Origin of the sequence: Nocardia suismassiliense (assembly GCF_900269665.1) — a bacterium.
In the GTDB taxonomy this organism is placed as follows: domain Bacteria; phylum Actinomycetota; class Actinomycetes; order Mycobacteriales; family Mycobacteriaceae; genus Nocardia; species Nocardia suismassiliense.
This window is the reverse complement of record NZ_LT985361.1, coordinates 7,075,088-7,088,547: the sequence shown is the minus strand read 5'-3', so window position 1 is coordinate 7,088,547 and position 13,460 is coordinate 7,075,088. Positions and strand designations below refer to the sequence as shown.

Here is a 13,460-nt window from a genome sequence, read left to right as displayed (position 1 = left end):
GGTGTGGAGCCGGTCGATCGGGCGAATGCGAGGGAAGCGACGGAAGCGCAGGACCCGGATTCGAGATGGAATCCGGTGACCCGCACCGCATTCCGGTTCTGCTTCGCCTATTTCAGCCTGTTCTGCCTGATGTTTCCGCAATTCCTGTGGGTATACACCGGGGTCCTCAAAGACAAGCTTCCCGAACTGGCGATCCTCGGATTTCTCTATCCCTTGAGCCCGATCTGGGAGTGGGTCGGCCGCCACGTATTCGGTGCCGACGTCGAGCTGCACCTGGATTCGGGCAGTGGCGACCAGGCCATCATCTGGGTCTTCCTGTTCTGCGTCCTGGTCGTCGCCCTCGTCGCCGCCGTGGTGTGGAGTGTGCTGGACCGACGCCGTCCGAACTACCACCGGCTCAACGCCTGGTTCCTGCTCGCCATGCGGTTGTGCCTCGGCGGGCAGATGCTGTGGTACGGAATGGCAAAGGTGATTCCGACCCAGATGGCGGAGCCGCCGCTGACGGCGCTGATCTCCCGGTACGGCGATTTCACGCCGATGTCGGTGCTCTGGTTCCAGGTCGGCAGTTCCCAACCGTACGAGATTCTGCTCGGCGCCGCGGAGGTGCTCGGCGGGCTGTTGCTCTTCGTGCCGAGAACCGCGACCTTGGGGGCGCTGGTGAGCCTGGTGAGCATGCTTCAGGTGTTCATCCTGAACATGAGCTTCGACGTGCCGGTGAAGATCCTGTCGGGTCACCTCTTGCTGATCTCGCTGGTCTTGCTGGCGCCACAGGCGCGTCGATTGGCGAATGTCCTTGTGTTGCAGCGGTGGACGGAGCCGGCTCGGCAACCGGAGCCGTTCCGCTCGCGACGCATGCGGTGGTTCGCGGTCGGTCTACAGGCGGTACTCGGCCTGTGGGTATTGGCCGGCGGTATCCAGGAGGGTCTGCGGTTCTGGAACGAAGGTGGCGGCGGTACCCCGAAACCCGAGCTGTACGGGATCTGGACGGTGTCGGAATTCAGCAGGGACGGGCAAGTCGTCCCGCCGCTGACAACGGACCAGAACCGTTGGCGGCGACTGGTTGTCGACGTCACCGGAATGGCGTATCAGAAGATGGACGACAGCTTGGTCCCCGTCGTCGGCGCGGTGGACACCGCAGCGCACACCCTCACCCTCTCGGCGTCGCCCGGTGCGAATCCGGGCGTGATGGCGGAGGCCGCGCCGACCCAGATCGCCTCCTTCACCTTCACCCAGGAGGCGCCGGACCGGCTGCGACTGGATGGCCAGCTCGACGGCCACCAGGTGACGTTGAGGCTGGAACAGGTCGACCTCCAGTCATTCCCGTTGCGCAGCACCGGGTTCAAATGGGTCCAGGACTATCCCGCCTTCTGACCGGGGCACAGCTCAGCCGATGGTGATGGCGTCGAGGCGGACGCGCAGGAACTCCGCCGAGATGACGGGTGGCAAGCCGCCGACCCGCCCGATCGGCGGCGTCAGCGGGGTGACGACGGCGTCATGGTCGAGTTCGTAGAAGTAGATCAGCGACACCAGGTCCTCCTCGGGTGCTGAGGCCTGCGGCGGCAGCACCCGATGCCGTCCGGACGGCCAGCGCTGACCGCTCCAATAGGCAAGCAGGTCACCGATGTTCACCGTCAGCGCGGCGGGGTCGTATGGCGCGTCGGCCCAGCCTTCCGCCTCGGTGTACACCTGGAGCCCGCCCGCGCCCGGCTCCCGGTCCAGCACGGTGACGGTGCCGAAGTCGGTGTGCGGGCCGATCCGGAACTGACCGGGTTCGGGTGCGCCGACCGCGGTCAACGGTGGGTAGTGATTGATGTTGCAGGTCCAGGTGGGGCGGCCGGTCAGGTTCTGAAAAGGATTGGCGGGCAGGTGAAGTGCCGCGGCGAACAGGGCGAGCAGTTCGTCGGAGAGCGTGCGCACGGCAGCGGTGTACGAGGTCACCAATTCGCGCAGCTCGCGCACTTCGTCCGGCCAGACATTGGGCAGGAACCAGACGTCGTCGACGGCCCGGTCGCCGGTCGCGGTGTCGGCCCCCACGGCGAAGGTCTCCTTCAGATCCGGCGGTGTCCGGGTGCCCTCGGCATAACCGTTGGCCTCCTTGCCCGGACCGATCCAGCCGCGCCCGCCGACGGTGACGGCGTACTTCTCCTTCACCGCCGCAGGCAGCGCGAAGAAGCGCCGTGCGGCGGCGCGCACGTCACCGGCCAGCCCCTCGGGCACGCCGTGGCCGTAGACCAGCAGAAAACCGGCGCGCCGCAGACCCTCGTCCACCTCGTGCTCGATCTCGGCCGCCGCCGGACCACCGGCACGCCATCGGGACAGGTCGATCGATGCGATCGCGTTCATGTCATCTCACTTCTGCTGGAGTGCCGCCGTGCGCCCGATGCTCACTGTGTCTCGACTTCCGTTGCGACACCGATGTCTTCGTGCCAGAGGGCCGGATGGTCGACGATGAAGTCGGTCATCATCTGGACGCACCGCTCGTCCTCCAGCACGGTCACCGCGACGCCGTGCTCGGCCAGCCAGTCGTGGCCGCCGTGGAAGGTCTGGGATTCGCCGATGATGACCGCGCCGATGCCGAACTGGCGGACGAGTCCGCTGCAATACCAGCACGGCGACAGGGTGGTCACCATGATTGTCGAACCGTAGTCGCGGCGGCGGCCCGCGGCACGGAAGGCGTCGGTCTCGGCGTGGATGCTCGGATCGCCGGACTGGACGCGGCGATTGTGGCCGCGGCCGAGCAGCGTGCCGTCGGCCGCGAACAGTGCCGCGCCGATCGGGATGCCGCCCTCGGCGAGCCCGCGCTGCGCCTCGTCGTATGCCACCTCTAGCAGTTGTCGTGCCGGTGTCGCCTGCGTCATGGGTCCAGCCTCCAAGGGAAGGCCACCGACCGCAACGTACAGATCGTCCGCACAGGTCGTGGCCATGGATGACAGGATGACCGTATGTTGCCCACCGTGCGCGAATTGCTCGATGACCAGTTCGCGGCTGCCGAACCGCTCGTCTTGGCAGGTCACCGGGCCCTCGGGCGGACGGTGCGCTGGGTGCATTCGAGCGAGATCTACGAGATCAGCCCGTTGCTGTCCGGGGGCGAGCTCCTGCTCACCACCGGGCTCGGGCTGGCCGGGGTGGACGCGGGAACGCGGCGACACTACCTGGGTGAGATCGCCGGGCGCGGGGTCGCCGGGGTGGCCGTCGAGCTCGGCCGGACCTTCGACGCCATTCCGCAGGACATGGTGGCGGAGGCCTCGCGGCACAGCCTGCCGTTGATCGCGCTGCGCGCCGTGGTGCCGTTCATCGATCTGTGCCGCACTGCGAATACCGAGATCGTGTCGCGGGAGGTGCGGTCGTTGCGGCTGCTCAACGAGCTGGGCCGGGACCTGGTCGGCGAGTTGGCGGCGGGCAACGGCCTCGCGCAGTTGCTCGGCCGGATCGGCGAGGTCACCGGTTGTGCGCTGATCGTGACGAGCGGCAACGGCGCGTTGATCGCCGCGCACGGCGTGGATGACGACCGATCGGCTTGGGCGGCAGTCGAATCCGCGACGGCCACCGCGTCCATCCGGGCGAGGGAGAACACTTGGGGAACGCTCACCGCGGGACCCGGCTCGGTTCTCGACAGTGCCACCCTCGCAACCGTTCTCGACCAGTCCGCGCCGAGCCTTGGCCTGGCACTGGTGAATTCGGGCACCCCGACCGGGCGTCCGCAGCTCGCGGCCGCGACATTGCTCGCGGATCTGCTGGACGGTAAGACGATTCGTCAAGCTGATCTGAAGGTACGAGCCGCGGCGGCGGGAGTGCCCGCGCTGGCAGGGCGCACGCTTGTTCCAGTAGCGGCCGACGCACCCGAGACCCGCATCGCAACGCGTCTGATCGACACCGCGGCAAAGGAACTCGGCAGACCCGGGCTGGTGGCCGAGGTGCATGCCACCAGCTACGGGGTGTTCGCCATGGACCCGGCGACCGCCGACCCGGTCGGCGAAGCGGTTCGGTTGCTGCGCAATGCTTTCGCTACGAACGCCGTCGAGGGTGTGACGCTGGTGGTCGGTGATCCCTGTGATTTCACCTCCGCCGCACTCACCGGATCGTTGGACGCCGCCCGGTCCGCGCTGCGCTTGGCGACCCGTCATCGCCGTGACTGGCTGGCGGGCAGTCCCATCTCCACCTGCCGCGAACTGGCTACCGAGCTCGTCGTCGAATCTCTGCCCGCGGCGGAACGAAGCCGCCTGATCGCCACCACGATCGCCCCGCTGATCGCCTGGGACACAACGCATCACAGCAATCTGGCGCGCACCCTGGAGGTCTATCTGCGCCACGGCGGCAGCCCGACCCGCTGCGCCACCGCCCTGCACATCGGCCGCCAATCCCTCTACCAGCGCCTGGACCGCATCCGCGACCTCCTCGGCTACGACCCGGCCGCCCCTGCCCTCACCGGCACCCTCCTGCTCGCCCTCTGCGCCCACCGCCTTTCTTGATGCCCGCGGACAAACAGCGGGTCGCTCAGGCGGGAGTGGTGCGCCGCTGGGCCAGCAGGAAGTAGGCGGTGGCGGAGACAAGGAAGCCGACGAAGAAAGTGATGTCACCCAGCTCGGGGACTTGCCGGACGAGATAGCCGGTGAACTTCGCCTGGTGCGAGAACAACAGCACCGACAGCACCAGACCGAACAGAAATGCCGCTACGCCAGGCCAATTGGTGTATGCGCGGTTGTAGAGCAGGTCATCGATCCTGCGTCCACGACGCAGGTACTGATCGACGAACATCACGCCCAGCCACGGCCCGATCCAGTACGCGACGATCAGCAAGAACGCCTCATAACTGGCGGCGGCATCGGGCAGCGCCCACCACGCGACCAGGAATCCGATGGCACCGAAACAGATCGAGACCACGGCTCGCTGCGTACGGACCGGCAGTTCGATGCCGATCGTCACAAATGCCATTGCGCCCGAATACACATTCAGCGCATTCGCCGCGACGGCGCCGAGCGCGATGGCGAGCAGCGTCAACTTTGCCAGCACGTCAGGCAGATTCGCGGTGAACACATCCGTCGGACTGCCCTGCGCCGCACCGACAATGGTCGCCGAGGCTGCCCCGAGCGTCGACAGCCACAGACACGAGACGAACAATCCGGCCGCCGCGTATCCGCCCGTGGCGACCCGCGAAACGGTCTTGGGCAGGTACCGCGAGTAGTCCGCCGCGTACGGATTCCAACCACCCGCATAACCGAACGCGGTACCGACCGTCAGCAGGAAACCGCCGATTCCGCCGACCCCGCCGGACGACGCACCCCCGCCGAGCTCGGCCTTGCTGAAGATCGCGACGGTGACCACGACGAACACCACCGCGAGAATCGGGAATACGAACCGCTCGAACGCGTGCACCAGGTTGTGCCCGAACACGGCGAATCCGGTCTGCGCCACCACGATCAGGATCAGCGCCGTGAGCTTCGGCATGCCGGTCAGCGTGCTCAACGCCCACGCGCCGCTCACGCTGTTGGTGGCGAACCAGCCGACGCCGCACATGATGGACATGAACGCCGCAGGCAGCGCGTTGCCTCGATATCCGAAGGCCAAGCGCCCCAGCACCATCTGCGGCACGCCGTGCGCGGGCCCACGGCCGGACAGCACGAAATGCGCCGCCGCACCGAGCCCGACGCCCACCGCGAGACCGAGCGTCGCCTGCCAGAAGTTCATCCCGAACGCGGTGACCGACAGCACGCCGATGAAGATGGTGGCGAACTCCAGATTCGGCGACATCCAGGTCCAGAACAGCTGCCGCGGCTTGCCGTGCCTGGCGTCGTCGGGGATGTACTCGTTGCCGCCGGGCTCCACCGCGATGACGCGGTCGGCGTACCCGGAGGCCAGCGGCGGGTCATCGGTCAAAGCCATGCCTGAACACTCGTCGGTGCGGGCCGGGTCGGCAACCGACGATCCGTACGTCTGTCGGCACCGCAGGGCGGACAGTTCGCCCGCCTCAGCTGGTGCCGACCTGATGCCGCCAATTCGGCGATGGCGCGAAGAACTCACCGCTGCCGGTGCGGAAGGCCTCGCGGGCGGCGGCATCGCCGCGCAGCTGCGCCATCAGCCAGGCCGTCGGATAGCCGAGGTAGCCGTACACCCCGTTCGTGCACGGGTCCGAGGCGGAAGCACAGTCCGGCTGCCCCTGCACGTCGTTGTGATTCGGGCCGATCAGCGTGCCCCACACCTTCGGCAAGTTCGCCGGAGTCGCCTCGTAGTACGCCTGATTCGACTGCAAGCCCTCGACCTGCCACGGCACGAGCTGATGGGAGGGGGAGACGAGAGCGTCGGATGACCCGTTGACCAAGAACACCGAGCCCGTTGTCAGCGAACGGGTGTCGGCACAGGTTTCCGATGTGGAACAGAAGTGCTGCGCCGGAATCTCCATCGGCACCGCGGTCTTGATCGCCCCGCCCGAATCACGCAGGGCATTCAGCACTCCCGAGGCGCCTTGCGAATGTCCCATCGCGCCAACGGCCGTCGTATCCAGCTTTCCGAAGAACACACTCGCCGGATCGTCGGCCTGCGCCAGCAGGAAGTCCAACGACTTCCGAATGTCCACCCCGGACCCGGTGTTCTGGTTCTCGGTGGCGATCACGACGAAGCCCCACGACGCCAGATGCCGCAGCAGATAGGTGTATTGGCTCGGCACCGCCTTGGTCCCGTTGCCCCACAAGACAATCGGATGCCGACCCTGTCCCAGATCGGTCGGATACCACACATCGAACTTCGCCCCGGTGGTGTCGCAACAACCGAACCCGATCCGCTCGGTCACCGCGGCGGGACCCGGCTGGAAGTACTTCGACTCGATTCCCTGCGCCGGCACATAGGGTGCCGGTTCGGCGTGCGCCACACCGGCCGCGGCAGGCAGCCAAGCCAGAGCCATCGACGCCACCACCACGTGCACTGCCCGACTCCAGCGGTTCATGCGGCCGAGTATAGGAATGATCATCGCGCGCGGCCGACCCGGTTTCGGCCAATTCCCGCTGCTTCCACAGCCCGTTATCGGCGGTGACCGAGTCGATTGCCGTCACCTCGCACACAGGCCGTAGGCTCGAAAACTGTGCCGAACACGTCAGACCACACCGCCGACCAGGCGGTATCCGAGACCGCCTCGCCCAATGAGGGCGATCCGAACTACCTGGTCGGGCTCGATCTCGACGGCCGCCGCGTCGTCGTGGTCGGTGGCGGCTCGGTGGCCCAGCGCAGGCTCGGCCTGCTGATCGCCTCCGGCGCGGACGTGCACGTGATCAGCCGCGAGGTCACCCCGGCGGTCGAGGGTATGGCGACCTCCGGGCAACTCACCGTCACGCTGCGGCCCTACGCCGACGGCGACCTGGACGGCGCCTGGTACGCGATCGCCTGCACCGACGAGCCCGCGACCAACGCCGCCGTCGTCGAGGAGGCCACTCGGCGACGGATCTTCTGTGTGCGCGCCGACAATGCGCGCCTCGGCACCGCGGTCACCCCAGCCACTGCCCGCTACGACGGCATGACCCTCGGCGTGCTGGCCGGCGGCCAGCATCGGCGCTCGGCCGCGGTGCGCAACGCGTTGCTCGAGGCGCTGCAATCCGGTGTGGTGACCGACGATTCGACACCGATCACGCCCGGCGTCGCGCTGGTCGGCGGCGGACCGGGCGATCCGGACCTGATCACGGTGCGCGGGCGCCGGCTGCTCGGCCGCGCGAACCTGGTGGTCGCCGACCGGCTGGCCCCGCCGGAACTGCTGGCCGAACTCGGCCCCGACGTCGAGGTGATCGACGCGGCCAAGATCCCCTACGGCCGCGCGATGGCCCAGGATGCGATCAATGCCGCGCTGATCGAGGGCGCCAAGGCGGGCAAGTTCGTGGTCCGGCTCAAGGGCGGCGACCCGTACGTCTTCGGCCGCGGCTTCGAAGAACTCGAGGCCTGCGTCGACGCGGGCATCCCGGTGACCGTCGTCCCCGGCATCACCAGCCCGATCTCGGTCCCCGCGGCCGCCGGTATCCCGGTGACACATCGCGGGGTCACCCACGAATTCGTGGTGGTCAGCGGCCATGTCGCCCCGGACCACCCGGACTCGCTGGTCGACTGGCCGGCCCTGGCCCGGCTGCGCGGCACCATCGTGCTGATGATGGCTGTCGAACGCATCGAGCAGTTCGCGACGGTGCTGATCGAGGGCGGCCGCCCGGTGACCACCCCGGCGACCGTCATCCAGGAGGGCACGATGCGCAACCAGCGCGTGCTGCGCGCGGACCTCGGCACCGTCGCCGCCCGGGTGCGCGAGGAAGGCATCCGCCCGCCCGCGATCGTGGTGATCGGCCCCACGGCGGGATTTTCGGCGGACGACGCGACCGGAAGCCGATAGACCCATCAATTACAGTGGCTCACTGTGCTCCAGAATCCCGCTGCGAAAACGCAGTATCCGATGACGCAGCGGGCCTTCGGACTCGCCATTCTCGTGCTGAGCGGGCTGCAGCTCATGGTGGTGCTCGACGGCACCGTGGTGATCTTCGCGCTGCCCCGGCTGCAGGAGGAGATGGGCCTGTCCAGCGCGGGCAGCGCGTGGACGGTCACCTCCTACGGCCTCACCTTCGCCGGTCTGATGCTGCTCGGCGGCCGGCTCGGCGACGCGTTCGGGCGCAAACGGATGCTGATCATCGGCGTCGCGCTCTTCACCTTCGCCTCGCTGCTGTGCGGATTGGCGCAGAACGAGGGCATGCTGCTGGCCGCCCGGGCGATCCAGGGTGCGGGCGCGGCGATCGCGGCGCCGACCGCATTCGCCCTGGTGGCAACAACTTTCGCGCCGGGCAAGGCGCGTAACCAGGCGATCGCGATCGTCGGCTCGATGGTCGGCATCGGCTCGGTGGGTGGCCTGGTCGTCGGCGGTGCGCTGACCCAGGTGTCGTGGCGCTGGATCTTCCTGATCAACGTGCCGATCGGTGCCCTCATCATTCTCGGCGCGGTGTACAAGCTCGCCGACACCGCCCATCACCGCTCGCCGCTGGATGTGCGCGGCGCGGTGCTCGGCACGCTCGCCTGCGCCGCCATCGTGTTCGGCGCGACCGAGGGGCCCGAGATGGGCTGGGACCATCCGGCCATCATCGGCGCGCTGGTCGGCGGCGCGGTGCTGCTCGTGGTGTTCGTACTCATGGAACGCCGGATCGCCGATCCTCTGCTGCCATGGTCGCTGTTCGACAGCCGCGATCGGGTGGCGACCTTCCTGCTGATCTTCCTGGCGGGTGGCGTGCTCGGCGCGATGACCTTCTTCGTCGCGCAATTCCTGCAGAACGTGATCGGTTACAGCCCGCTGCAAGCAGGTGTCGCGGCCATTCCGTTCACCATCGGTATCGGCATCGGCGGCGCGCTGGCCTCCAAGGCCGCGATGTTCGTCGCGCCACGCTGGCTGCTGGCCGGGGCGGCGACGGTGCTCGGGATCGGACTGCTGTTCGGCGCGACGCTCGACGGGGACGTGCAGTACCTGACCACGCTGCTGCCGCTGCTGATCGTGATCGGCTTCGGCGTCGGCATGGCGATGGTGCTCGCGCCGCTGTGTGTGCTGGTCGGGGTGTCCGCCGAGAACATCGGGCCGCTGTCCGCGGTCGGGCAGATGTTCATGAACCTGGCGACGCCGGTGGCGATCGGGCTGCTCAGCCCGATCGCGGCCTCGCGCACGCTGTCGCTGGGCGGCCGTACCGGCAAGGTGACCGACATGAACGCGACCGAGGTCGCGGCGCTGGGCAGCGGTTACACGCTGGTGCTGTTCGTGTGCGCGATCGTCGCGTTCGTGGCCGGGCTCATCGCGCTGACGCTGCGGTTCACGCCGCAGCAGCTCGCGCAGGCGCAGCACGCGCAGGAAGAGGCCCAGCAGGCGTGAGCCTGCCGGGCGCTCGACGGAGCCGACCATAGGCGAGTGCCTGCCAGGCCGGTGACGGGCAGTGCTGTAGCGCCGCCGCCAGATGTCAGAGGCGACCCGCGACTTTGCGCGGCGTCACCCGGACGATCACGCGCGGGCCGTCGTTGACCGAGGCGGGATTGAAGTCCAGGTACTTCTGACCGGTGTACTTCAGTGACAGCTCGTCCGGCAGCGTCTTGTCCGGGTCCGGGGTGAGCGTCGCGGTGCCGCGCACTTCCGCGTAGGTGTACGGGCTCTCCGGCGGGTTGATCATGACGGTGACTCGCGGGTCGCGCGCCAGGTTCTTGCCCTGCTGGCGATCGGTGGTGGTGGAGAACAGCAGGTCGTCGCCGTCGCGCTTCAGCCAGATGACGGTCAGGTGCGGTTCCCCGTTCGGGTTGACCGTCGCCACGGTCGCGAACACCTTCGACTCGTCCAGATGCTTCTTCAGATCTTGGGAAAGCTCAGCCGTATCGGTCACGCACAACTGGAACGCTCGGTGCGCCAAAGACATTCCGGCCCGGCGAGATCCGGGACCCGCCATCGCGGGCCCCGGCCGTTGGCGTCAGGAAGTGTGCTGGTCGGCCACGGTCAGCACGCGGTCGAGGATGGCCAGGCCCTCCTTGGCTTCGGCCTCGCCGACGATGCACGGCGGCACCACGTGCAGCCGGTTGAAGTTGACGAACATCAGCAGGCCGGCGGCCCGGGCCGCGGCGACGACCTCGGTCATCGCCGGACTGGTTCCGCCGTAGGGCGCGAGCGGTTCGCGGGTGGCCCGGTCGCGGACGAGTTCCAGCGCCCAGAACACCCCGGTGCCGCGCACCTCGCCGATGCTCGGGTGGTGCGCGGCGAGCTCACGCAGGCCGGGGCGGAGCACTCGGTCGCCGATCTCGGCGGCGTTCTCGATGAGGTGTTCGTCGGCCATCGCGTTGATCGTGGCGACCGCGGCGGCGGTGGCCAGTGGATGACCCGAGTACGTGAGCCCGCCGGGATACGGCCGGTCGTCGAAGGTCGCGGCGACGGCCGGGCTGATCGCCACCCCGCCGAGCGGCACGTACCCGGAGTTCACGCCTTTGGCGAAGGTCAGCAGGTCGGGGACGACGCCTTCGAAATGCTCGATGGCGAACCACTTTCCGGTGCGGCCGAACCCTGACATCACCTCGTCGGCGATGAAGAGGATGCCGTACTTGTCGCACAGTGCCCGGACCCCGGCCATATACCCGGGCGGCGGAATCATGATTCCCGCTGTGCCAGGGATGGATTCGAGCACGATGGCGGCGATGGTGCTCGGGCCTTCGAACACAATGGTCTGTTCGAGATGCGCCAGCGCGCGTTCGGCTTCCTCGGTCTCGTTCGTGGCGTGGAACTGCGTGCGATACAGGAACGGACCGAAAAAGTGCACCACTCCGCTGTTCCCGTGATCATTGGGCCAGCGGCGCGGGTCACCGGTCAGGTTGATCGCGGTCTCGGTGCCACCGTGGTATGAGCGGTAGCGCGTCAGCACCTTGTAGCGACCGGTGTGCAGCCTGGCCAACCGCACCGCGTGCTCGATGGCCTCGGCCCCGCCGTTGGTGAAGAAGATCTTGTTCAGCTCGCCGGGGGTCCGCTCGGCGATCAGCCTGGCCGCCTCCGAGCGTGCGTCGTTGACGTGCGGCGGTGCGACGGTGCACAGTTTGGCCGCCTGCTGCTGCACCGCCGCAACGACTTTCGGGTGTTGATGGCCGATATTGGTGTTCACCATCTGGGAAGAGAAGTCGAGCAGCCGGTTACCCTCGCCGTCCCAGACATAGCAGCCCTGGGCGGCACTGATCGTCATCGGGTCGAGGTGCGCCTGGGCGGACCAGGAGTGGAAGACATGGCGGCGATCGAGCTCGTAGGCGCGTTCGGCCGCCGCACGGGCGGTCTCCGGTGTCAATCCGTTCGGGAGGGTCATCGGCGAGTTCTCCTGCGTCGCTGGTGTTGTCGGCAAGGGGGTAGGCAGCTATTTGTTCTCAGGGAACCCGAGATTCAGCCCGCCGTGGCTCGGATCGAGCCAGCGCGTGGTGACCGCCTTGCCGCGGGTGAAGAAGTGCACGCCGTCGGCGCCGTGCGCGTGCGAGTCACCGAACAGCGAGTTCTTCCAGCCGCCGAAGCTGTAGTAGGACATGGGAACCGGGATCGGCACGTTGATGCCGACCATGCCCACCTCCACCTCGTTGTGGAAGCGCCGGGCCGCGCCGCCGTCGTTGGTGAAGATGGCGGTGCCGTTGCCGTAGGGGTTGGCGTTGATCAGCGCGAGCGCGTCGTCATAGGTGTCCACCCGCACCACCGAGAGGACGGGGCCGAAGATCTCGTCGGTGTAGACGCTCATGTCGGTGCCGACGTGATCGAGGATCGTCGGGCCGAGCCAGAACCCGTCCGACTCGCCGTCGGCGTCGATCCCGCGGCCGTCGAGAACGACGGTGGCACCGGCGGATTCGCCCGCCGCGATGTACTCGGCGACCCGATCGCGGTGCGCGCGGGTGACCAGCGGGCCCATGTCGGCGTCGCGGGTGCCGTCGCCGGTCTTGATGGTGGTGGCCCGCTCGGTGATCTTGCCGACCAGCTCGTCGCCCGCGCCGGCCACCGCGACGACCACGCTGATCGCCATGCATCGCTCACCGGCGGAACCGAATCCGGCGTTCACCGCGGCGTCGGCGGCCAGGTCTAGATCGGCATCCGGCAGCACCACCATGTGGTTCTTCGCGCCGCCCAGTGCCTGCACGCGCTTACCCGCCGCCGTGCCGCGCTGGTAGACGTACTGCGCGATCGGCGTGGAGCCGACGAACGACACGGCCTTGATAGCGGGGTTGTCCAGCAGCTCGTCGACCGCGACCTTGTCGCCCTGCACCACATTGAAAACGCCTGCGGGCAAACCCGCTTCGTCCCACAGCCGGGCCAGCCACAGCGACGCCGACGGATCCTTCTCGCTCGGCTTGAGCACCACGGTGTTGCCCGCCGCGATGGCCAGCGGGAAGAACCACATCGGCACCATCGCCGGGAAGTTGAACGGCGAGATGACGGCCACCGGACCCAACGGCTGCCGGATGGAGAAGATGTCCACCTTCGTTGACGCGTTTTCGGTGTAGCCGCCCTTCAGCAGATGCGGGACGCCGCAGGCGAATTCGACGACCTCCAGGCCGCGGCTCACCTCGCCCATGGCGTCGGCGAGCACCTTGCCGTGCTCGGCGGTGATCAGCTGCGCCAGCTCTTCCTTGCGCTCGTTCAACAGCTCACGGAACCGGAACAGTATCTGGGTGCGCCGGGCCAGCGAGGTGTCCCGCCAGGCCGGGAAGGCGTCCGCTGCGGAGTCGATCGCAGCGCGGGTGTCCGCGACATTCGCGAGCGCGACCTGTCCGGTCACCACCCCGGTCGCCGGATTGGTCACCGGCGCGGTCGCCTCGCTGGTGCCTGCGAAAGCTTTGCCGTCGAGCCAGTGCGCGATTGTCTGCATTTCTCCTCGATTCGATCCGTGAGCGTCGCGGTGCGTCGGCGGGTGGACGCCTCCTGGGTACTACTCTGCGGCATCAACGATCCTCGGTGCCCCGACGATCTGTAC

Annotated in this window: 11 protein-coding genes; 4 read left to right on the top strand and 7 right to left on the bottom strand. The window is 68.0% G+C overall.

All coding sequences use genetic code 11. The features are described 5' to 3' along the window. The first annotated feature begins 75 nt into the window (after positions 1-75). Positions 76-1,371 carry a DoxX family protein gene (locus DBO33_RS31570; RefSeq protein ID WP_199856816.1) on the top strand — a complete coding sequence of 432 codons (1,296 nt, stop codon included), beginning with the start codon at positions 76-78 and terminating at the stop codon, positions 1,369-1,371. A 12-nt stretch (positions 1,372-1,383) separates the two neighbouring features. Here the strand turns inward: DBO33_RS31570 and DBO33_RS31565 are convergent, their stop codons facing one another. Both DBO33_RS31565 and DBO33_RS31560 read right to left on the bottom strand, forming a co-directional pair. Beyond that, entirely contained in the window at positions 1,384-2,343 is a 960-nt protein-coding gene (locus tag DBO33_RS31565; RefSeq protein ID WP_107658298.1) for an isopenicillin N synthase family dioxygenase, read from the bottom strand. 41 nt (positions 2,344-2,384) lie between these two features. Then, positions 2,385-2,831 (bottom strand): nucleoside deaminase, encoded by a 447-nt coding sequence (locus DBO33_RS31560; RefSeq protein WP_107660761.1) that lies wholly within the window; start codon positions 2,829-2,831, stop codon positions 2,385-2,387. Positions 2,832-2,942: 111 nt separating this feature from the next. On the opposite strand from DBO33_RS31560, the gene DBO33_RS31555 reads away from it, so the two are divergent. Next, complete coding sequence (locus tag DBO33_RS31555; RefSeq protein WP_107658297.1) at positions 2,943-4,469, top strand: PucR family transcriptional regulator; 1,527 nt, start codon at positions 2,943-2,945, stop codon at positions 4,467-4,469. 25 nt (positions 4,470-4,494) lie between these two features. Here the strand turns inward: DBO33_RS31555 and DBO33_RS31550 are convergent, their stop codons facing one another. Beyond that, positions 4,495-5,880: a purine-cytosine permease family protein gene (locus DBO33_RS31550; RefSeq protein WP_107658296.1), complete on the bottom strand. Its 1,386-nt coding sequence runs from the start codon at positions 5,878-5,880 to the stop codon at positions 4,495-4,497. Between the two features lie 85 nt (positions 5,881-5,965). After that, on the bottom strand, positions 5,966-6,937 hold the full coding sequence (locus tag DBO33_RS31545) for a poly(ethylene terephthalate) hydrolase family protein (protein ID WP_159080630.1): 972 nt from the start codon (positions 6,935-6,937) through the stop codon (positions 5,966-5,968). Between the two features lie 213 nt (positions 6,938-7,150). On the opposite strand from DBO33_RS31545, the gene cobA reads away from it, so the two are divergent. Together cobA and DBO33_RS31535 are read left to right on the top strand one after the other, a co-directional pair. Continuing rightward, positions 7,151-8,356: a uroporphyrinogen-III C-methyltransferase gene (gene cobA / locus DBO33_RS31540; protein WP_107660760.1), complete on the top strand. Its 1,206-nt coding sequence runs from the start codon at positions 7,151-7,153 to the stop codon at positions 8,354-8,356. A gap of 60 nt (positions 8,357-8,416) precedes the next feature. Next, positions 8,417-9,865, top strand: coding sequence for an MFS transporter (locus DBO33_RS31535; protein WP_107660759.1), 1,449 nt, complete (start codon positions 8,417-8,419; stop codon positions 9,863-9,865). A gap of 85 nt (positions 9,866-9,950) precedes the next feature. On the opposite strand, the gene DBO33_RS31530 is transcribed toward DBO33_RS31535, so the two are convergent. The 3 genes from DBO33_RS31530 to DBO33_RS31520 all read right to left on the bottom strand — a co-directional run bounded on the left by DBO33_RS31530 (position 9,951) and on the right by DBO33_RS31520 (position 13,355). Beyond that, entirely contained in the window at positions 9,951-10,364 is a 414-nt protein-coding gene (locus DBO33_RS31530) for a PPOX class F420-dependent oxidoreductase (protein WP_107658294.1), read from the bottom strand. 84 nt (positions 10,365-10,448) lie between these two features. Further along, positions 10,449-11,816, bottom strand: coding sequence for an aspartate aminotransferase family protein (locus DBO33_RS31525; RefSeq protein WP_107658293.1), 1,368 nt, complete (start codon positions 11,814-11,816; stop codon positions 10,449-10,451). Positions 11,817-11,864: 48 nt separating this feature from the next. After that, positions 11,865-13,355, bottom strand: coding sequence for a CoA-acylating methylmalonate-semialdehyde dehydrogenase (locus tag DBO33_RS31520; RefSeq protein WP_107658292.1), 1,491 nt, complete (start codon positions 13,353-13,355; stop codon positions 11,865-11,867). Positions 13,356-13,460: the final 105 nt, after the last annotated feature.

Coding starts and splice junctions, on each gene's coding strand:
- DBO33_RS31545 (WP_159080630.1), bottom strand. CDS start 6,937: ATGAACCGCTGGAGTCGGGCAGTGCACGTGGTGGTGGCGTCGATGGCT.
- DBO33_RS31535 (WP_107660759.1), top strand. CDS start 8,417: ATGACGCAGCGGGCCTTCGGACTCGCCATTCTCGTGCTGAGCGGGCTG.
- DBO33_RS31550 (WP_107658296.1), bottom strand. CDS start 5,880: ATGGCTTTGACCGATGACCCGCCGCTGGCCTCCGGGTACGCCGACCGC.
- DBO33_RS31525 (WP_107658293.1), bottom strand. CDS start 11,816: ATGACCCTCCCGAACGGATTGACACCGGAGACCGCCCGTGCGGCGGCC.
- DBO33_RS31520 (WP_107658292.1), bottom strand. CDS start 13,355: ATGCAGACAATCGCGCACTGGCTCGACGGCAAAGCTTTCGCAGGCACC.
- DBO33_RS31565 (WP_107658298.1), bottom strand. CDS start 2,343: ATGAACGCGATCGCATCGATCGACCTGTCCCGATGGCGTGCCGGTGGT.
- DBO33_RS31555 (WP_107658297.1), top strand. CDS start 2,943: ATGTTGCCCACCGTGCGCGAATTGCTCGATGACCAGTTCGCGGCTGCC.